At 37.5% G+C, this 21130-nt stretch carries 14 protein-coding genes; 1 reads left to right on the forward strand and 13 read right to left on the reverse strand.

Translation table 11 applies throughout. The features are described 5' to 3' along the window. Positions 1-79: 79 nt before the first annotated feature. The 5 genes from leuS to J0J35_RS04845 form a co-directional block, all read right to left on the reverse strand. A complete protein-coding gene (leuS, locus tag J0J35_RS04825; protein ID WP_206918048.1) occupies positions 80-2560 on the reverse strand; it encodes a leucine--tRNA ligase in 2481 nt (826 codons plus the stop codon). A 106-nt stretch (positions 2561-2666) separates the two neighbouring features. Next, positions 2667-3344 (reverse strand): helix-turn-helix domain-containing protein, encoded by a 678-nt coding sequence (locus J0J35_RS04830; RefSeq protein WP_206918049.1) that lies wholly within the window; start codon positions 3342-3344, stop codon positions 2667-2669. A 34-nt stretch (positions 3345-3378) separates the two neighbouring features. Next, positions 3379-4350, reverse strand: a complete 972-nt coding sequence (locus J0J35_RS04835; RefSeq protein ID WP_004256224.1) for a ribose-phosphate diphosphokinase — start codon at positions 4348-4350, stop codon at positions 3379-3381. 160 nt (positions 4351-4510) lie between these two features. Further along, a complete protein-coding gene (gene ftsY / locus J0J35_RS04840) occupies positions 4511-5812 on the reverse strand; it encodes a signal recognition particle-docking protein FtsY (protein ID WP_206918055.1) in 1302 nt (433 codons plus the stop codon). 8 nt (positions 5813-5820) lie between these two features. Further along, positions 5821-6630: a Cof-type HAD-IIB family hydrolase gene (locus tag J0J35_RS04845; protein WP_004256220.1), complete on the reverse strand. Its 810-nt coding sequence runs from the start codon at positions 6628-6630 to the stop codon at positions 5821-5823. Positions 6631-6952: 322 nt separating this feature from the next. Between J0J35_RS04845 and J0J35_RS04850 the strand changes: the two genes are divergently transcribed. Continuing rightward, entirely contained in the window at positions 6953-8278 is a 1326-nt protein-coding gene (locus J0J35_RS04850) for a hypothetical protein (RefSeq protein WP_206918056.1), read from the forward strand. A gap of 417 nt (positions 8279-8695) precedes the next feature. On the opposite strand, the gene J0J35_RS04855 is transcribed toward J0J35_RS04850, so the two are convergent. The 8 genes from J0J35_RS04855 to rnc all read right to left on the reverse strand — a co-directional run bounded on the left by J0J35_RS04855 (position 8696) and on the right by rnc (position 21111). Further along, positions 8696-9463, reverse strand: a complete 768-nt coding sequence (locus J0J35_RS04855; protein WP_165706798.1) for a YibE/F family protein — start codon at positions 9461-9463, stop codon at positions 8696-8698. After that, positions 9456-10559 carry a YibE/F family protein gene (locus J0J35_RS04860; protein ID WP_004256215.1) on the reverse strand — a complete coding sequence of 368 codons (1104 nt, stop codon included), beginning with the start codon at positions 10557-10559 and terminating at the stop codon, positions 9456-9458. The genes J0J35_RS04855 and J0J35_RS04860 overlap by 8 nt, the downstream gene beginning before the upstream one ends. Then, positions 10552-12645 (reverse strand): hypothetical protein, encoded by a 2094-nt coding sequence (locus J0J35_RS04865; protein ID WP_206918057.1) that lies wholly within the window; start codon positions 12643-12645, stop codon positions 10552-10554. Before J0J35_RS04865 ends, J0J35_RS04860 begins: the two co-directional genes overlap by 8 nt. Next, positions 12629-14203: a glycosyltransferase family 39 protein gene (locus tag J0J35_RS04870; protein WP_019293682.1), complete on the reverse strand. Its 1575-nt coding sequence runs from the start codon at positions 14201-14203 to the stop codon at positions 12629-12631. Before J0J35_RS04870 ends, J0J35_RS04865 begins: the two co-directional genes overlap by 17 nt. Next, positions 14157-14579: an EbsA family protein gene (locus J0J35_RS04875; RefSeq protein WP_004256207.1), complete on the reverse strand. Its 423-nt coding sequence runs from the start codon at positions 14577-14579 to the stop codon at positions 14157-14159. The genes J0J35_RS04870 and J0J35_RS04875 overlap by 47 nt, the downstream gene beginning before the upstream one ends. A 6-nt stretch (positions 14580-14585) precedes the next feature. Next, positions 14586-16823: an LTA synthase family protein gene (locus J0J35_RS04880; RefSeq protein ID WP_206918058.1), complete on the reverse strand. Its 2238-nt coding sequence runs from the start codon at positions 16821-16823 to the stop codon at positions 14586-14588. A gap of 84 nt (positions 16824-16907) precedes the next feature. Continuing rightward, the gene (smc, locus tag J0J35_RS04885) at positions 16908-20426 is read right to left on the reverse strand and encodes a chromosome segregation protein SMC (protein ID WP_206918061.1); all 3519 of its coding nucleotides are present in this window, start codon (positions 20424-20426) and stop codon (positions 16908-16910) included. Beyond that, positions 20416-21111, reverse strand: coding sequence for a ribonuclease III (gene rnc / locus J0J35_RS04890; RefSeq protein ID WP_004256199.1), 696 nt, complete (start codon positions 21109-21111; stop codon positions 20416-20418). Before rnc ends, smc begins: the two co-directional genes overlap by 11 nt. Positions 21112-21130 lie beyond the last annotated feature (19 nt).

A 21130-nucleotide genomic window follows, 5' to 3' on the forward strand; every position in this document is an offset into this window, starting at 1 on the left:
AGACAAGGAAAGCCTGATTTTTTGCTTTAATGTTTGGTGAGGAATAGAAAAAGAGCGAAATTTGCTCGCTCTTTTTAGATTATTTAACAACAATATTTACCAATTTATTCGGAATCGCAATAACTTTAACGATATTTCCTTCCACTTCGACTGCTTCTAAAGCTACTTTTTCAAGTTGGTCTTTTGGTAAATCTTTTTCAATCATGACTTTAGCTTTTAACTTACCGTTGATTTGAACGACAATTTCTATTTCATCTTCAACAAGTTTGCTTTCATCAAATGATGGCCACGCAACATACGAAATACCTGCTTCATTACCGAGTTCAACCCAAAGTTCTTCTGAAAGGTGAGGTGCAAACGGAGCTAAAAGTTGAACAAAGCCTTTTGCATATTCAAGCGGTAATGTTTTAGCCTTATTGGCTGCATTTACAAAGATCATCAATTGAGAAATTGCTGTATTAAACAACATGTGATCCAAGCGCTCGGTAACGTTTTTAACTGTTTCATTATAAACTTTATCTAGGCTACCATCATTTTCTTCAGTGATTGTACTATTGCTGAGCAAACGGACCACACGATCCAAGAATTTACGCGCACCTTCCAGTCCTTCTTCTGACCAAGGAATACTTGCATCTAAAGGTCCCATGAACATTTCATAAACGCGTAAAGTATCGGCTCCGTAACGTTTAACGACATCATCGGGATTAACCACATTTTTCAATGATTTAGACATTTTAGCTGGAGCTTGCTCAAGCTCTTCGCCAGTCTCAACATTGTAATAAGAGCCATCACGTTTTTCAACCTTATCTGTAGCAACCAAAGCACCGCGACTATCGCGATAAGAAGTTCCCAAAATCATCCCTTGATTGAAAAGTTTTTGGAAGGGTTCATTTGTTGGAACAACACCCAAGTCAAAGAGAACTTTATGCCAAAATCGTGCATAGAGAAGGTGAAGAACCGCATGTTCGGCTCCGCCGACATAAATATCAACAGGAAGCCATTCTTTAATCAGCTCTGGATCAGCAATAGCTTGGCTATTTTTAGGATCAATGTAGCGCAAGTAATACCATGACGAACCGGCCCATTGTGGCATTGTATTTGTTTCACGACGACCTTTTACACCATCTTCGCGTGTCACAGTCAGCCAATCTGTTAAATTCGCCAAAGGTGATTCGCCAGTACCTGACGGTTTAATATTTGAAGTTTTTGGTAAAACTAATGGCAGTTCTTCTTCTGGAACAGCAGTAGTTGTGCCATCTTCCCAATGAATAATTGGGATTGGCTCGCCCCAATAACGTTGACGACTAAAGAGCCAGTCACGTAGACGATAAGTCACTTTACGAGAGCCGATACCTTTTTCTTCCAGATAAGCGACCATTTTTTCAATCGCTTCTTCCTTTTCCATACCATTCAAGAAATCAGAATTTATAATTTTTCCACCTTCTGTATGGCAGACTTCTTGAACATTTCCACCATCAAAAACAGGAACGATTTCTAAGTCATAGACCTTAGCAAATTCCCAATCTCGTTCATCATGCCCAGGTACTGCCATAACGGCACCATGTCCGTAGCTTGCAAGAACGTAATCAGCAATCCAGATAGGCATTTTTTTGCCACTTACTGGATTAATTGCGTATGCACCTGTCCAAACGCCAGTCTTATCCTTTGCCAAGTCTGTACGAGCCAAATCTGACTTAAGGCTGGCTTGGTGTTTATAGTCTTCTACAGCATCAGCTTGTTCAGCAGTAGTAATTTTTTCTACTAATGGGTGCTCTGGTGCAAGAACAGCAAATGTTGAGCCAAAAAGTGTTTCTGGACGCGTTGTGAAAACCGTAAATTCTTCATCAGTGCCCTCAACTTTAAAGTTAATGTCTGCACCGACAGATTTACCAATCCAATTGCGTTGCATTTCTTTGATAGATTCTGGCCAGTCAAGCTCTTCCAAATCATTAAGCAAACGCTCCGCATAGGCTGTAATCTTAAGCATCCATTGGCGCATCGGCTTGCGAACAACGGGATAGCCGCCACGCTCCGAAGTGCCATCAGGGAGGACTTCTTCATTGGCGATAGCTGTTCCTAATTCTTCAACCCAGTTGACAGCTACTTCAGCTTCATAGGCCAAACCTTTTTCATATAACTTCGTAAAAATCCACTGTGTCCATTTATAAAATTCTGGATCTGTTGTATTTACTTCACGTTCCCAGTCATAGCTGAAACCAAGACTATTGATTTGACGTTTAAAAGTAGCGATATTTTTAGCTGTAAATTCGACAGGATCATTACCTGTATCAATCGCGTACTGCTCAGCAGGCAAACCAAAAGCATCCCAACCCATTGGATGAAGGACATTATAACCTTGCGCCCGTTTATAACGGCTCAGAATATCTGTTGCTGTATAACCTTCAGGATGCCCCACGTGAAGACCTGCTCCTGATGGATAAGGAAACATGTCTAGTGCATAAAATTTCGGTTTGTTTTTGTCTGTTCCTGTACGGAAAGTGTTATTGTCCGCCCAGTATTTTTGCCACTTGGCTTCAATGTCAATGTGTTTGTATTCCATATTTCATTCCTTAAAGTTTTTTATAAATTATATTTACAAATCTCAAATTCTATTATATCAAAAAAATCAAAAAAGCAGATCGCTGCTTTTTATCTGGAGCAGAAAATTATTCATGACCAATTAGACTAAATGCTAAAACTAAATCACTGCCTACAAGTTGTAAGCCATATTTCTGTTCATATTTTTTTACTTTATTGAGTAAGGTGTTCCGATGAACATAGAGCAGCTTTGCTGCAGCTGCTTGATTACCGTATGTAGTATAAAGGGCACGCACTAGTTCCTTATCTTCCGGATTTTGCAGAAGCTCTTGTCTGACGTCATTTAATAATAAACTTTCGACATGCATGAGACCCTGAGCCAGAATAGACTCACTAAAGCTGGCTTTTTGCTGAAAAAACTGTGTTTCTTCTTGATAGACTTGCTCGAGCTCTTCGTTGGACACAAAGCTTCCGAGGTAATATTGAAGTTTCTCACCCATATCTTGAGACAAGACTTTTAGACTATCTGTAAGCTCTGATTTACTCAGATTATTTCCAGTATATTCTTCAATAACGAATTGTTTTTCAGCATTTTCTCGTATTACATCAGGCAAGATAAATTTTATATTTTCTACAAGTTCTGAAAAATCCGCAACAGCAAATTGCAAGATACGAAAACGTCCTAGAGGTAAAGACGAAAAGTCAGTAGTCTGCTCTGAAAGTAAGGCTATTAAAGTACGCTCTCGTTGATTAAGCTCTGCTTCTTCCACGTTGCGGTAAAGTTTTTTTATCTTTTCTATTTCCATTTTTCAAAAAAGTGACCTAAAGGTCACTCTGCTCTTAATTTTCCGTAGGGATGTGTAATTCGAAAAGTGGTGACAATGGACGCTTCTCGTGAATACGGATGATGGCATCGGCAAGCAATGGTGCGATTGAAATCTCAACAATCTTATCACTGCGACGTTCATCTGGTATTTCAATAGTATCCAAAACTACCAACTTATTAATTCCTGAACTTTCGATACGTTCAATAGCTGGACCTGATAAAACAGCATGTGTACATGAAGCATAAACTTCAGTAGCACCAAGCTCTTTCAAGGCATTTGCGGCTAAAGTAATTGTACCAGCTGTATCAATCATATCATCAATCAAGATACACTTCTTCCCTTTAACATCACCGATAATATTCATAATTTCAGCAACGTTGGCGCGTGGACGACGTTTATCAATGATTGCGATTGGTGCTTTCAAGAAAGCCGCTAACTTGCGTGCACGGCCCACACCACCATGGTCAGGAGAAACGATTACTAAATCATCGCCATTGGCAAAGCCGTGACGACGGAAGTAATCAGCAATCAATGGTGAGCCCATAAGGTGATCCACAGGAATATTGAAGAAACCTTGAATCTGAGCAGCATGCAAATCAAAGGTAATCAAGCGGTCTGCACCAGCAATTTGAAGCATGTTTGCGACCAATTTTGATGTAATTGGTTCGCGTGCACGTGCTTTACGGTCTTGACGGGCATAACCATAGTAAGGCATTACCACATTGATTGAGGCAGCACTGGCACGTTTTAAGGCATCCATCATAATCAACAGTTCCATTAAGTTTTCATTAACAGGGGCACTTGTTGATTGGAGGATAAAGACGTGTTCTCCACGGATACTTTCATCGATTTTGACTTCGACTTCACCATCATTATAAGTGAGCACGCGTGATTTTCCAACTTGGATACCAATTTCTTTTGCAACTTTATGAGCCAACTTTTGGTTAGATGAAAGTGCAAATAACTTCAAATTTGAATACGACATGATAGCCTTTCTATATAAAACAGTTCTCTAATTAGACCTTTCCATTTTATCGTGAATTGTGTTTTTTTTCAAGTCCCGATAAACTATCCTAAAGCGATGCTTTACCATTTTCATCCTAAAATTGAAAAAATGCCTATCTTTTACAGATAGACATTTTTTACTAGATGAGCTCCTTAAATAAACCACGTACAAAGAATTCTTCATCAAAGTCTGTAAGATCATTAATCCCTTCGCCCAGTCCGACAAGTTTTACCGGAATTTTCAAGCTCTGAACGATAGATAAAACAATTCCCCCTTTTGCGGAACCATCTAACTTGGTCAAAGCAATCCCCGTAATCGGTGTTACTGCGCTAAATTCTTTAGCTTGTTGAATAGCATTTTGACCTGTTGTTGCATCCAAAGCAAGAATCACTTCATGTGGTGCAGCAGGCAACTCACGCTTGATAATTTTTCCTATTTTTTCCAGTTCTTTCATCAAGTTATCTTTGTTTTGAAGACGACCAGCTGTATCAATCAAAAGAATATCATAGTTTTTTTCTTTTGCTTTTACGACAGCATCAAATACTACACTGGCTGGATCTGAACCTGCTGGTTTCGTGACAACAGGAACCTCTGAGCGTTTGCCCCACTCCACGAGTTGATCAATCGCACCAGCACGGAAAGTATCAGCAGCTGCAAGAAGGACTTTTTTACCTTCGTTTTTATAACGATGAGCAAGTTTACCAATTGTTGTTGTCTTACCTACACCATTTACACCAACAAAAAGGAAAACAGTGAGTTCATCTTGGATATTTAACTCAGACGGTACTTTTTCATCATCAAACTTATCTACAATTTTTTCAACAATTAATTGCCGTAATGCTTCTTGTGATTTTGCATTTGCCAATTTAGCTTCGTTTCGCAACTCTTCTGTAACCTCTAAAGCTAAGTCAACACCAACGTCTGACATAATAAGTGTTTCTTCAAGCTCTTCAAAGAATTCTTCGTCCACAGAACGGAAATTAGCTAAAAAGGCATTGAAACGTTGACCAAAAGTCTTACGTGTTTTTTCTAAAGACTTGTCGTATTTTTCTTCAATATTGGTAGTTTCTTCCTCTTGAGCTGGTGAATCTACTGCAACTTCATTCTCTTCTAAGACTTCTTCCTTTGAGGCAATTGCTTCGACTTCAGCTGCTTCAAGCTCTTCAATTTCATCTTCTAGAATATCAGATTCTTCTTGGAATTCTTCTTTTTCTTCGGCTTCTTCAGCTGAAGGTTCATCTGCAGATTCAGCTACAACTTCAGGCATCGTTTCTGTTAAAACTTCTTCATCTGGCTCACTCTGAACAAGTTCTTCAGTTTCTACTTCTTCATCTACGACTTCCCCTGCTTCAACCTCTGGCTGTTCTTTTACTTCAACAACTTCTTCAGGAACATCTTCGATTTCCTTTTTCTTACCAAATAAACGATCAAATAATCCCATATTTCCTCCTACAAAACATATTCTTGAATGACTTCTGCAACTGCATGTTGGTCATTCGTAAAGTTTGAAATAATATTGGCTTCCTTCTTCACAGTCGGTACAGCATTTCCCATTGCAACACCATAACCAGCCCATGAAATCATGCTTAAATCATTTTCTTCATCACCCATCGCCATAACATTCTCAGGTGTGATATCCAATTGTTCAATCAGTTTTGATAAACCAAAGGCCTTGTTTATTCCTTTAGGCATGAATTCTAACAAAATATCACGTGTTTTAAAAATTTCAAACTGGTCAAATAATGTTTTGGGAAATTTAGGAATCTGTGCATCCAGAAAAGCCGCATCTGTACAAGAAACAATCTTATTATAAATTGCATCAGGAGCAAGCTCTTCAAATTTTACGGGGTGAAATTCCAAAAGGCTGTTGATAAAGCCATATTGAGATTGTCGTGCACTCTCCGTGACATAGACAATGTCATCACTTAAAACATCACATGGAATTTCCAAAGCTTGAGTTTCCTGCTTGATGAGGCGAACATCATCATAAGTCAATACTTTCTTTGAAAGAATTTCCCCTGTATTACGTTGCACTAACCCACCATTAAAGGTAATACTAAAGTCATTGAAATCTAGCATCTTCAATGTTTTCAAAAAAGGTTGAATTGCTGCAAGAGGGCGGCCAGTTGTTAAAACTACTTCTACACCGTTCTGACGTGCTTTTTGGATTGCTTCAATATTTGGAGCAGAAATCTCTTTTGCACTGTTCAGCAGTGTTCCATCAAGATCTAAAGCGATCAATTTTACATCATTTGTCATGTTTATATTATAACATACTCTGCCCTACGATAATTGCTCCCTAAGATGCAATTTTTTAGACCAGAAATTAAAAGAGTGAAAGGCATATTCTTTTTACGTATAAGAAATAAGGAAGGTTTTATGAGCTTTAACAGGAAAATTTTTGAAGTCTTTTCCTTGAGATTTTAGCTCTCTAGGTACTTCAGAAGAGAGGAGGAAAAGTCATAAAACTCTAGAAAAACAGTAACATTAAACCATTTTCCATCAAGAACTCTCTAAAGAGAGTTAACCAAGTAATTAGACTGTGGCAAAAGCCACCTCAGTTTTAGTAAAGGAAACAACTATGACAAAAAAACTCTTTGTTCTTACTTCCATTTTATCCCTCACAATGGGTACAGTTCTCGTGGGCTGTGCAAGTGGGGATAGCAAGACGACAGATACTTCAAAAGAAAAAACAAATCAATCTAAAGAAAACATTTCCTCTTTTAATTTTATCTCCAATAAAAATCAACCTGAAACAGTGAAAGATTTTTTACCGCTATTTGTTCAGCAATTAAAAAAATATAATCAAGTCGCTGAAAAAATTTGGCCCAAAAATGCCGTGACGGGCATCCCTGTAGTTTTAGAAGATACAGAAAGTAAAAAAATGTGGAAAATAAATCCAGATGGACAAATCAGTGATTTTTCCGAAAAAGAAGCTAAGGAGCTGAATGTTGAACGCTCTGAAGCACCGGGGACTTGGGGGTATTATGGCAAGCAGTTTGATAAGTTTGGTGTAGATGCTCAATATAGCCTTGAGGGAAAAACTCTTGAAGGTGGTGGAATGTATTTTTCACTAGATAGCGCTGCACTCAAAAATAAAGAGATGTGGAATCGCTATCCACACTTAGGATCATACGACGCTTTGGTCTTTGTCTTACATGAGAATTTCCATATATTTGAACAAACAAAATGGAATAAACTATCAGAAACAGAGATTGCTAAGATAGGTTCAGAAAAAGACCAACATCTAGGACAAACCGAAGCACGTATTCTACGTTACCAATTAATTCAAAACTTGATGAAGGCTGTTACTCATCCAAAGGATAAGACCTTAGTTTTGCAAGCCATCGCAACATATAATGAATATAAAACAAAGCATAAAACTGACTTTGATAATGCACACTATTGGGATCGCACTGAAGGTTCTGCACAATATATGGAAATTATGACGGCTTTATATACCTACTTCCCAGATCAACTTAGCACCGATAAGGATATCACTCATGCAATCCAAACCTTAGGGAAGCAAACTAAAGGATACGGCAGTTCTACTGGAAATGTAGAAGAATCATATGATATTGGTGCTTTCGCAGGTTTATTATTGGATAATTATGATTCATCATGGAAAATGAAACTCATGAAAGATAAAGACACTACACCAATGAGTTTATTAGCTGATTATTTCCAAAATGAAAAACTTCCAGCTTACACCCCACTTAATGAAGAAGATAAAAACAAGCTTTTAGAAAAAATAACAGATAAGAAAAAAGAGCTCGTCACATATCATAAACAATCTTTAGAAGAAATGAAGAAAGAGCTTCAAGCTGCCTCAGATCCCCAGCAAAAAGAGGCATTAGAAAAGGAAATCAAAGCTCTTGAGGCAAAGATCGCCGCATTAGAAAAGTAATATAAAAAATAAACCATATTCACTTATGAATATGGTTTTATACTGTCGTGATTAAAATAAAAATAATAATTTCAGCCCCTTGGTCAGCCGTGACACCTGTTTTCTCAAAAAATTATATAAATAAAAGTATATTAAAAAGCAAACAATCGCTTGACCCATTGTTTTTAATTCATTGAGATGACGAGTAGAACGACAAGAAGCAAAACTAATAATAAAAGTAACTCCCAAACCATTAGTGAAAGTAACGGGTTCAGACCTTTAATGTGTAAACGATCCGCAATCCCATCTAATATATTTTTATTCATATGTATAATATATCAAAAAGTTTAATAGTTTGCAACATGATTTCTTTGTTTTCTTTTAAATTACAAAAAGATTAACTTAAAATTCACTTCCCCAAAAACAATAACTAAAAAGTTATTGTTTTACTTCGCTTTCCATTTTTTCAAATTCTTTTTCAACAAAATATCCCGAGAGCCAAATAGCAAAGAGAATTCCAAGCATTCCTAAAAGCATTGATGCCATATCTGCCATAAGTAATTTAGAGTTTATTATCTCAGCAAAGCTATAATGTAGCCGAACAAACCAAAGAATAAGGCTTAGAGATGATCCTAACAAACCAAAAAAGAGTGTATTTACAGCAGTTCCTAGAATTTGCTGTGAAATTATAAAGCGTTGTTCCTTAAACTGCAGCAATGTCATCTGCTCATCTTGTTCTACAACTTCAGATAAACTAGCAACCAAAGCCATAGCTGCTTCTGCAACTGCACCCAACATTGAAATAACCATGACCACAATTGCAACGTTAGAAAAATTTAACCCTATTGCAAGGGATAATTCTTCTAACTCCTCTGTATCTTCGATTGCAAAACCTTGTAGGTTACCGACATACTGTACAAGCACAGCCAAAATGAGAAGAGAAAATACAACAATGAGACTTGTTTTAAAAGAAATGTTTGTTACCATATTATCATCAGAAGACATATATATGGCAATTGCCAAAATGAGTACTGAAACAACACTTAAGAGAACAAATGTGTTCATTCCCCAAGAAAGCAAGGTTATCATTGCAAAAATCAAAATGAAATTAAGCCCTAGTCCGACGAGATTTCTTATACCTTCAACACCCGAAACTAAAATCAGTAAGCCAGTCAAAATAATAAAGAGAACAATTAAACTATTCATTTCTTGCTTCCTTTCTTAGTCCAAAACTTGTCACTACAGCCGTAATCGGAACTGCAAGTACGATACCGATCGCAGAGATAATGGTTTGTAAAAGTCCAAGATTAAGGGCAGTTCCTGCAATATAATTCCATGTGTTCCCATTTCTTAGCAAGAGCAAAGTCATGGGAATCGTTTCTGCCATAAAAATCATAAAGAGCACATTTGTTAAAGTCCCAATAATCTCTTTTCCAATTTCCATGCCGGACTTAATATAGTCTTTTTGAGACATGTTTATTTCATTAAGCTGATTTTGACGATAAAGTCCAAATAAACCAGCAACGATATCTCCAGTACCATCCATAATTGCACCTAAGACACTGATGATTGCACCTACGAAAAAGAATAAAATCGGGTTTTGAGTCACATAATTCATCATTTCAAAATGAATACCTGAATTACCTGTAAGTTTTAAAACAGAAAAGGTCAGCAGAAATGTCAAAAGGCTAGTGAGAACTGTGGTGAATAGCGTAAATAACATTTGCCGTGTAAATCCTAAAACAAAACCTAGTGAGCTGATCGCAAAGACCAATGCTAAGCAAGAAAAAGTGATAAGCGCATTTACAGAAGTAAACTGAATATCAAAAGCAAGTGCTAAAACAAAGTATAAAAGGTTAAGTAGCAAGGACAATGTAAGGAAGAGTGTTGCACGCCATCGAATAAAGCTTAAGGTTAGTCCGATAAAAAGAACAGCTAAACTCACAATCAATGCATCTCGTTTCTGGCCAACAATCTGCATCGTTCCCGCACTTTCACGCAATAAAATCTTTTGATTTTTACGATAAAGCTGTCCAGTAAGTTGGGACTGATTAGAGATATTTTTTAGATTTAAAACCTGATTTTTTTGCCTAGTATTGAGCAGCCTAACTTTAAGATTTTGCTGCACTTCTGTATCTTTATTATTGAAGTTATCACTTAAAGCTGTCTTTTCCACGGTTTTTACGTCTTCAATAATCCCCAAAGGTTCATGATAAAATCGTGCATTATGATCGACGATAACAAAAGCTGCCACTGCAACCAAGCAGGGCAGAATAATTTTTTTCAGAAAGAATTTAATCATTATTTTTTACCACAGTCAAAATTACAAAATATCCTAAGATATAAATAACCGCAAAGGTGAGAATCAGTCCTAAGGAGAATTTTGTTTTTGGCTCATTTTGTGAAATAGAGAAACCAAAAGAAGCGTACTTGCTGTTGGGTAGCTCAATCAGATACGGATAGTCTAGATTTTCTGTATTGGTCATTAAGGCCAACGTAACAGGAACTTTTTGAATATTTTCTACTCGCAGACGATAATGACCAACTGGCATTTCCGTCTTCAAAACAGTCATCGCATCTTCTGCCAGAATTGGGGTTTCACCAACTTCTTTCCATTGGTCAGCTTCTTTTTTCTCAAGAATCAATTTCATTTCCATATTCGCATAAGAGTTGAAATCAATACGATTGGCTGATGTAGTTAAATCAAATGCTTGAGAAATACTTTTCCCTGCCCCTAAGTCGATACTGCCTTTGCTATAACCAAAGTGATTGACCGAATGTTGCTGCGCATTCACGACAATTGCTTGTTTTGGTTGTTTTTGCATCAATGTTAGCATCAGCCCTAAAGACAACAAAGCCATAATTGGATAAGCTATCTTCAAGAGCTTGCTTCGCCCTTTTTCAGGTCTAAAGACAGTTTTTTCCGAAAAAATTTTATCAAAGCTAAGTGCAGCCGCAAGAATGATTAAAGCAAAGGTCATGAATTGGTAACGAGGTTTAACTTCCCAAAGTAAAGTATGAAAGAGTGTAATTCCCATCGTTGTTAAAATTGCTAGAGAAAAAACTGATATCTCCTCTTTTTTTGTCTTCCAAAGGCGGTAAACAATGGCAAAGAGAAATACGGTCATCAGCGCTTTAGCATAAGTTGAGATAAAGATATTAATAGCACCAATATTATCAATGACCCAACCTGGAGCTTTCGTCCAATTGTAATACCCAGAAAAAAGCTGATAATCAGTAGCCGTTGCAAAAGTTCCACAAGACCAAAGTTGACCAAACTTCGCCAATAAGAGTATTGGAATCATCCATGGATTTTTTCCTAAATGTACTAAACGCTCTTTGATTCCAGCAATATTAGCTTCTTTGGCCGTTTCAAAACCAAAGTGGTTTAGTGTATAGTCACGATCAACAGGTGTCCATTCGCCCATTGATTCTGTATTTAGGCCCTCATAAATCCAGTTTACTGTTGGAAAAACATCTGGTCCTTTTAAGTCATATTGCATAGCACTTGCTAAACCACGAGTTACTCCCATGGCCAAAACAATACCAACACAAGAAGCTAAAATGAGCTTAACTATTGAAAGCCATAATTTTTTATATTTTTTTCGTTGACTAAAGGCCACTAAGCCTAAAATTGCTAAAGCAATCAGAATAATAATCACATTGGGGCGCGCAAGGAAACCAAGAGTAAATAAGATTGCCGTACTGACAAACTGCCAAATACCGAATGAACTTGTACGTTGAGCCTTATCAAAACGCAGTGCAACAATCAATAAAACTAAAATCGCAAATCCATCTGAATATCCTACCCTCAATAAGAAGTCATAATTCATTGGAAGCATAAGCATCAGAAGGGCCACAAAGGTTGCTAACTCTGGTCTTTTTTTCCATAGGAAGCGAACCAGCAATACCCAAATACTTGTATTGATAAGGATATTAAAAGCATAAAAGACGAAGTAGTAAGAGATATGGAGTACTTCTGCAAGCTTCATAAATCCAACATTCAAAGCTACCAGAGGCACGAGGTTAGGATATTGCCTAATCCAAACATCCCAAACCATATCTCCTTGCATAATTCGTGTGGCCTGTGCTTGAATATGCCAAGGGTCTCCGAAAACCATCGTATGAATTTGAGTCACAGATAAAATCTGTAAGAGAAGAAAAACTGCAAAAAAGGCGAAAATAAATATTTTCAAGCCTTTTTTATTCATATTATGAAATTTTCTATAGGCAAAACGGAGGATGAAAAAGAGCAAACCAGCACACAACACAACCGAAATAGGTTCGACAAAACCAGCATCCGTAAAAGGTTGCACAGCCATAATAGCTAGGGCTGCAATAAAGAGCCAAAGCAGAATACGATACATGCTTTTATTCAGAAATTCCATTTTTCCTCCTACTGCGTTGAATAAAGTCTACCAAGCCCATGGTTGCTAGAATAAGCATTATTGGTGCAAAGTTATAAAGGTAACGTGAATTAGCTTCCCAAAGTAATAAGAAGCCTGTCAAACCGGCCATTGAAAGTCCGACAATGAACCATTCTGTTTTATGCTTCTTGAAAATACCTAGGAAGATTTCATACCACATCAAGGGGACGATGGCTAACCAATAGAGTGTTTGTGCTGCTTTAATCAACAACCAGCCCGTAATATTCCCTTCTTCTGGCGCAAAGCTGGTCCAGTCAAAATAACGGAATATAAAGGGATTAGAATGACGATATGTATAGAAGAAATTACTCAAATCACCGTTAAACCACGTATACATGATTTTACGCCACAATTGAACCAGAACACCTGGAACACCCATTTCCTTGAGATTTTCAATAAAACGATGCTTTATCCCTTCTTTCTTTGATGCTACATCTGTAAATGATTGAGAGTAGGCTAAGACATCAGGATTGAAGCCTCCATACTTATTGATAGGATCAAAAGACATTGTTACCCAATGAATCATCGGCAAATTGTAACGGTCATTAGCTTGTTCTGAGAAAGCTGGTTCATTTGCGATAACTGCCTTAACACCTTGATGCACACCCACAAAAAGTAATGCTGCTACAGGAACCATAATGAGCAGTTTTTTCCATTTACGGTTAAGTACAAGGAAACAAAAGACAGCAATCATTGGGATGAAAACAGTAGGTTTTATACTATAGCCAAAGAATACAACAAGGCATGCTGCTATCCACCAGATAATCATCTTGCTGGTCTTCTCTGACTGAAGTGCATAAATCATAAAGAGTAAGCCAAAAATGACAAAAGGTAAAGTTGCTGTATCTGTGTAGAGCTGTGCTCCATAAAGATAGAAGGGTATAAAACCAAAAGCAACTAAATTGTAAATCAAAGCCATTTTAAGATTAGAAATCTTTTTAATGATTAATGAACCACCTAGGACAGAAAGACTTGTCAGAATTGCTGCTACTACAGTTGTCGCAATGATTCTCGATAAGTTGGTTGTGAAAGGAGCAAAAAGAGTGTTATAGACAATACCGAAAAACTGATTATTGGGATAACGTAAAAAATAGAGAAGTTCATCTTCAGTCATTGGAAGATGTGTAAATGAACGACCACCAAGCTGCATGGTATCTCTAAATATTACAAAGAAATCCCAGTCATGTGCTGTATCAGGCACATGAATAATAAAGAAAAAAGGCACAAGCAATACTGCAAGCCCTAAAATCCACATTGACATTTTATAGTAATGCTGGATTTTACTTTCTGTAAGTGTGTCGATTTTCTTAACTGATCGATAAACGAAAACCATGTAAGCTGCTGCGATAAACATACAGATATTCCCGAGGATAAAAGCTGTGATGTACTTTTCATTCCAAACAGGTGTTTCCATGATTACATAGATATTTGTTCCAAGCCAGATGAGGCCAAAGATAAGTGACCAAAAGATCTTACACTTTCGCGGATCTTTTAAGTGTTGATGTAGTGTATTCAACATTATTTTCCTTTAAAACGTTTTGTAGTAGTTGATTGGATTTCCCCAATACAACAAAATGATATTCTTTTCCTATATAGATAAAACGAAGCGTTCTTGGCGTAAGTTTTACTGAGCTCATATAATTGAAGTCAATTTCCAGCATACCTAAACGAAAATCACGAGAAAAATGCAGTGCATTTTCTGCTGCAAAAAAGCGACGTTGTCTCACTAAGAAATAGAAAGCGAGAACCAGAAAGACCAGAATAGTTATTTGAAACCAATTCATTCGAAGATTGTTTTCATAGAAAAGAACTTGTTGGAAAGAAAGGAGAATAACCCACCACATCCAGGCTATTTTATAAATATTACTTAAAGGCTGAAAATATCCTGATTTCATAAAATATTACTTTCCTTTCTCATCTTTTTTGCTGGTGGAAGATGCCTTTTTTGCATCTTCTTTTTCTTTATCTTTTGCTTTTGCTGCTGCTTCAGCTTCTTCTTGAGCTTTTTTCGCTGCCAAGACCGGATCGTTAAAGAGATCAACTGTAGATACTCCTTGGTTTTCGGAAAGAAGAGATGTGGAACGAGCTTTCAAGACATCTTGTTCTTCTTTCAAACGATTCCTTGTTGAAGTGACATTGTAACTATAGTTACCCGGCTGTACCGGCTTAAACCCAGGCGGAGTGTAGAAACGAAGGAGGTCTTCCGTATTGAAGGTATCTGACATGTCTAACATTTTATTAACTTTTTCTTGGATGCTATCCACATACTTCTGTTGACTTTCCGTTAACTTCAGAACTTCTCCGGTCTTTGTGTCATGGTAAACCGAACTTGTCGCACTTGATTTGGTGATTGTTGGTGTGACGAAACCACGATTTCGAAGTGCAACGAATTGTTCGCGTTTTGGTGCAAAGACATCTTGTCCAAACTGGATATAATCTTTTGTTGAAATACCAAGCAAGTGCTCCAAGGTTGGCATAACATCGATTTCACCAATAAATTCATCACTGATGTGTCCAGATGTTTGACCAGGAATATCAATCATGAACGGTGTACGTTGCATCATTGTATTATCATACTCTGTCCAGTTATCTGCACTTTTACCAATGAATGGGGCATAGTATTTTGTATCTGAACCAGAAATTCCGTAGTGATCACCGTAAAGAACAATAACGGATTTTTCATAAAGTCCAGATTTTTTCAAGTAATCAAAGAAATCTTTAACCGATGAATCCAGATAATTAGCGGTAACAAAATAATTGTCAACGACTGAGTTCCCTGAACCACCTTCTAAAAGTTTTGGGTTCATCTCATAATCTTCAAGACCTGTATAAGGCGTATGATTTGTAACCGTCAAATATTTCGCATAAAAAGGTTGCTGTAACTGCTCAAGATATGGAATTGAATCGCTAAAGAAATATTTATCTTTAACGCCCCAAGCAGTAGAGTTCGTTGGCGTGAGATCATAGAAAGATTGGTCAAAGAAGTTTTGATAACCCATATTACGATAAACGTTATTACGACTATAAAATGAGCCAACATTCCCATGAAAAACCGCACTTGAATAGCCTTCTTTTTGTTGCAGAATGGCTGGCATAGCTTGGAAAGTTTGTGTACTTCCTAGACTTGAGAAGAGTGAACCAGATGATAAACCAAACGTTGAAGTTTCAAGCATGGTTTCTGCATCAGAAGTTTTTCCTTGCCCAACTTGGTTAAAGAAATTTGAGAAAGAATAAACAGAAGGATTATTGTTATAAAGTGAATTCAAGAAGGGAGTAACTTCTTCACCGTTTACCTTCATATTAATGACATCTTGTTGCAGTGATTCAAGGTGAATCACAATAACGTTACGGTTTTTCGCAATCCCAAACATCTTGGCATTTGGCGCAAGATAGCGATCTTCTTGAATGTATTTTTGAACTTTTGTAAAGTCTGTTTTAGAAGCCATAGCTCGAGTTTCGTTGGACACATGAGTATACCAGCTATTGGTCGCTAACCATGGGCCTAAGCCCAAATAACGGACAACATAAGTGGCATCGTATTGTGCTTGTCGTGAAACTAAACGATGCTCAGTGAGATCCGCCATCCAAAAGTTTAAGCCAAAAATCATGACAGAGGCACTGAAAACCTTAAAGGCAAAAATATTCGTAGGACGACGTTCATCCATTTTAATCTTCTTGGTAAGAAAAAGCACAAGAATAACAATAATGTCAATCCAGAACACAATGTCCACCCAAGAAATAGCGATTGAACCTAAATCGAAACCTTTTCCGACCATCCCTGCTCCCCCGGTTAAGGTGTTAAGCGTAAGAAAGTCTGAAAACTCACGATAGTAAAGGATATTTCCGTAGACTAACAAGTTCCCAATCAAGTTCATTAATAGCATACCTAGATAGAAAAGCTGCTTTCTTTTAATAAACAGTATTAAGCTAAAGAAGATTGCTGTAAAGCCTATGGGATTCACAATAACCAATAGATAATCTGCAAGATTAGAAGAGTTCAAACCCTTAAAGACAGAAAAGTAAGCAATCATGGTTTTGACCCAAATAAAGAAGGTCGACCAGCATACTAAACCTAGTCGTGTATTAAAACTATTAAGTAATTTTTTCAAGGTAAACCTCAATTTATTTTTTATTTGCACAAGATTAAATTCCTTTTTTTACATTGGGAATAATTCTAACAAATGAGCCTTGAGCTAAGCTTAAGCTTTATATGGCTGACCTGTTTAAACTTCATCCTCTAATCGTACAGAAATGACCTTAGAAACCCCTGCATCAGCCATTGTGACACCATACATGGTACCTGCTGCTGCCATTGTCCCACGACGATGTGTGACAACAATAAATTGATTGGAGTTATCAAAGTGATTCATGTAATCTCCGAAACGTTTAACATTCGCTTCATCTAATGCTGCTTCTACCTCATCCAAGACCACAAATGGAACCGTTCTAACTCGTAAAATAGCAAAAATTAATGCCAGAGCAGTTAAGGCTTTTTCTCCTCCAGACATGAGATTCAAGCTGGCTAATTTTTTACCTGGAGGTTGTACTTTGATTTCGACGCCAGCTTCCAATAGATTAGTGCTGGTTAACTCAAGATTAGCTTCTCCTCCAGCAAACATTTGTGAAAAAGTTAACTGGAAACTTTCTCTAATTTGTTCAAATGTTGTCTTAAAGCGGATTTCTACCTCTTCATTCATCTCTTGAATCGTTTCGAGTAGCATATTTTTAGCTTCCAAGAGGTCATCACGTTGGCCACTCAAAAAGGCGTGACGTTGATATACTTCCTCATACTGAGTGATAGCATCCAAATTAATCGGACCGAGCGCACGGATTTGGCGTTCTAAAAGACTGAGCTGTTGCTCTGATTCAGAAAGATTTTCAAGGATTTTAGCCTTCATTTTAGCTTCATCGAAACTCATTTCATACTCAGTAAAGAGTGTGGTTTGACGATTTTTCAAGAGCTTTTCTGATTGTTCAATCCTTACTTCCAAACGCGCTTTTTGATTATTTAGTACTTGATTTTGTTCCAATAGGTCCCGATTTTGCTCTTCAAATTCTTCTGCTTGAGCTTGAAGATCGTCCCTCTCAAAGCGTAAGCTCACTAACTTCACATTAGCTTCTTGAAGTTTAGCCTCAGCCTCCTTCAATTGGTGAGCATAAAGATTACGACTTGCTTCATCGGTCTGAGCTTCTCCAATTGCTTGCAACTTAGCTTTTTCAGTACCTAAAGCTTCATATTCTTGCCTTAAGCGCTCTTGCTCGGTTTGAGCAAAACGTAATTCATTTTTTAGACTGGACAGGAGTAATTTCGTTTCATGATAAGCACTATTTTTTTGTTCTTTAAGAGCATTGAAACTTTGACTGTTAGATTTAACTTCTTCAAGTTGATTATCTAAGGATTGTTTGTCCTCAGCAATTTTAGACAGCTGCTGTATCAGCATTTCGTTATTCTTTGATAATTCTTGCAGTGCTTGGTGCGCTTCCGTATTTTCGGTATCCGCAACCAAATCTTGCAGATTTGCTTTTTGCTCTGATAATTGCTTAATCTGCAACTGTAAGCTTTGTTCCGCAAGGCGTTTTTCTTGAATATTGGAACGTAAAGCTTCAAGTTGACCACTCAAAGTTTGACGTGAAAGCTGCTGCTTTTGTAATTTGTCTTCGACTGCTTTTAGCTTACTTTCTGCTAAAGCGATAACTTCAGTCAGATGATCAATTTCTGTGCTGGTAAAAGTTGTATTGTTACGTTTTGCTGCACCACCAGAGTAAGAACCACCCGGATTAATCTGCGTACCATCCAAGGTAACGATACGAATAGTGTAGTTCATTGTACGTGCTATTTGACTTGCATGTTCAGCTGTATCAACAATGGCGGTAGTTGCTAACAAACTTGACATTGCTCTTTGCAATCGTGGTTCAAAATTAACCAAATTTAAAGCAGTGTCAATGAACCCCTCCATTGTCACTAGACGTTCGTAATTTCGAAACTCCCGAGGCTTTATTGTTGTGAGCGGGAGAAATGTTGCACGACCCAAGCGTTTTTCTCTTAAATAAGCGATAGCTTTTTTGGCTGAGTTTTCATCTTCTACCACAATATTTTGACTGCCACCACCTAAAGCAATATCAATAGCTGTGGTGTATTTTTTATCAAAAGTTAAAAGATCGGCAACAACGCCAATAACACCACCAAGTGCAGCACTTTGTGTCATAACAGCCCGTACACCCTGATACAGATTACTGTGACTGTCCCGAATATTTTCCATGCTTGCAAGATTGGCCTTGTACTTGCTAAGCTGTTGCATCTGATCGTACATCACATTTTGACTTTGACGCTCTGCTTCAACATATTTTGCTTCTGTCGCGCTCTTTTCTTGTAGTTCCTTTTCAAGTTTTTGAGCAGTTTGAGTGAGCGCGCCTAAAGCAGTTTTTGCTTTTGTAAGATCAGCAGAAATCGTTTGAAACTTTTCTGTGTTTTCTTTTGCGTTTTCATCAGATTCCACTAGGCGACGTGAAATATTTTCATATTCAGCCTTATTTTTAGTTAATTGATTAGAAAACTCTGCCTCTTGTTGCACCAATTGCAAATAGTCTTCGCGAATTCGCTCTGCTAAAGTTTCTGGACTTTCAGCAAAACGTTCCAATTCTTTTTCTAACTGCTCAAGTTGTTCTTGGGCTGCCTTCTCTTTATCTTTGAGTTCCGCTTTTTTCTTTTCTGAAGTTTCTTTCTGTTGCGAAACTTCCTGTAATTTAACATCAAGTTCTTCAATACGCTCTTGACGTTCTGCAGCTGATTTTAGAGAAGAGGACTTTTGCAGATCGAAAACTTCTATTTTATGTTGTAAATCAGACTTAAGTTCTGTTAAGGACAAGCTGTCTTGTTGGACTTTCTCTTGCTCTTGTTCTACTTTCAAACGCGCTTTTTTAAGATTAGTTAGCTGCTCTTCGTAGCTTTCTTGTTGACTTTTTAAAGTACTAAGCTCAGTTTCTACTGCATTTAAGTCATCTTTCGCTTGTTCATACTTTTCCTTCTCCTCAAGAAGTTGAGCCACCAAAACAGAAAGAGCAAGCTCAGAGCGTTGTGCCTCTAAATCTTGAAAACGCAAAGCAACATCACGTTGGGCACGCAATGGTGTTAATTGACCATTAAGCTCAAAGATAATATCTTCGAGACGATCGAGATTATCTTGTGTGGTCTGTAGTTTGCTCTCTGTTTCAGCACGCCGCGTCTTGTACTTCAAAACACCAGCTGCTTCTTCAAAAATTGCTCGACGTTCTTCTGCTTTCGAATTAAAGACTGATTCGATACGCCCTTGGGAAATAATCGAAAGAGAATCACGCCCCAATCCTGTATCTGTGAAAAGTTCATGAATATCTTTCAAGCGGCACTTACGCCCATTAATCAAAAATTCCGAATCACCATTGCGATATAGGCGACGTGTAATAGTTACTTCCACGTCTTCTTCATAACCTGTAAGATACTGGTCTGCATTATCAAAAGTTACAATAACTTCAGTATAGTTTAGTGCCTTACGCTTTGCTGTACCTGAAAAAATAACATCCGGCATTTTCCCTCCACGAAGTGACTTAGCTGATTGCTCTCCTAAAGCCCAGCGTAGTGCTTCAACTATATTTGACTTACCGGAACCATTGGGTCCAACAACAGCTGTAACGCCTTGGTCAAATTCAATTTTCGTGCGTTCAGCAAAAGACTTAAAGCCGACAATTTCCATTTTTTTAAGATACATGAATCTGACCTTTTATTGCATTTTCCGCTGCTTTTTGTTCAGCAACTTTCTTTGATTTACCTCGCCCACGTCCAAGCTCTTTTCCATTATTATAAACTGCTGCGACGAATTCACGCGCGTGTGCTGGGCCTGTTTCTTCTAAAATTTTATATTCGATGATCGTCTCACCATCAACTTGCAGAACCTCTTGCAGGTTTGTTTTATAATCAATAACTTTAAAATAATCGTCAGCTTTTACATGCGGAATAACCACTCGATTTATAAATCGACGAACTTCTTCCATACCTGCATCTAAGAAAAGAGCACCTAGAAAAGCTTCAAAGAGATTTTCTAGGTTGGTATCACGATTACGTCCGCCTGTTTTTTCCTCACCATTACCTAAACGTAGAAAACGTCCAAACTCACACTGACGCGAAAAATTAGCCAAAGATTCTGTGCGGACAATGCTAGAACGCATCTTCGATAATTCACCTTCAAGTTTATCTGGATAAGTACGATAAAGATATTCTGAGATGATTAAAGACAGAGCGACGTCTCCCAAAAACTCCAAACGTTCATTGTTTGCAACCTTTGGGAGGCGTTCTTCATTCGTGTAGCTCGAGTGAGTAAAAGCTATTTTTAACAATTCTTCATCAGCAAATTTTATACCAAATTCATTTTTAAGCTTATTTTGAAGCTCAAACATAAAAATTCCTCCTAAATTT

The sequence above is a fragment of the Lactococcus sp. LG606 genome, from assembly GCF_017309645.1.
GTDB classification, from domain to species: domain Bacteria; phylum Bacillota; class Bacilli; order Lactobacillales; family Streptococcaceae; genus Lactococcus; species Lactococcus petauri.

Excerpts from the sequence above, each read along its gene's own strand:
- J0J35_RS04855 (WP_165706798.1), bottom strand. The coding sequence starts at position 9,463 with ATGAATAGTTTAATTGTTCTCTTTATTATTTTGACTGGCTTACTGATT.
- J0J35_RS04830 (WP_206918049.1), bottom strand. The coding sequence starts at position 3,344 with ATGGAAATAGAAAAGATAAAAAAACTTTACCGCAACGTGGAAGAAGCA.
- J0J35_RS04860 (WP_004256215.1), bottom strand. The coding sequence starts at position 10,559 with ATGATTAAATTCTTTCTGAAAAAAATTATTCTGCCCTGCTTGGTTGCA.
- ftsY (WP_206918055.1), bottom strand. The coding sequence starts at position 5,812 with ATGGGATTATTTGATCGTTTATTTGGTAAGAAAAAGGAAATCGAAGAT.
- J0J35_RS04865 (WP_206918057.1), bottom strand. The coding sequence starts at position 12,645 with ATGGAATTTCTGAATAAAAGCATGTATCGTATTCTGCTTTGGCTCTTT.
- J0J35_RS04870 (WP_019293682.1), bottom strand. The coding sequence starts at position 14,203 with ATGTTGAATACACTACATCAACACTTAAAAGATCCGCGAAAGTGTAAG.
- J0J35_RS04850 (WP_206918056.1), top strand. The coding sequence starts at position 6,953 with ATGACAAAAAAACTCTTTGTTCTTACTTCCATTTTATCCCTCACAATG.
- J0J35_RS04875 (WP_004256207.1), bottom strand. The coding sequence starts at position 14,579 with ATGAAATCAGGATATTTTCAGCCTTTAAGTAATATTTATAAAATAGCC.
- J0J35_RS04845 (WP_004256220.1), bottom strand. The coding sequence starts at position 6,630 with ATGACAAATGATGTAAAATTGATCGCTTTAGATCTTGATGGAACACTG.
- leuS (WP_206918048.1), bottom strand. The coding sequence starts at position 2,560 with ATGGAATACAAACACATTGACATTGAAGCCAAGTGGCAAAAATACTGG.
- rnc (WP_004256199.1), bottom strand. The coding sequence starts at position 21,111 with ATGTTTGAGCTTCAAAATAAGCTTAAAAATGAATTTGGTATAAAATTT.
- J0J35_RS04835 (WP_004256224.1), bottom strand. The coding sequence starts at position 4,350 with ATGTCGTATTCAAATTTGAAGTTATTTGCACTTTCATCTAACCAAAAG.
- smc (WP_206918061.1), bottom strand. The coding sequence starts at position 20,426 with ATGTATCTTAAAAAAATGGAAATTGTCGGCTTTAAGTCTTTTGCTGAA.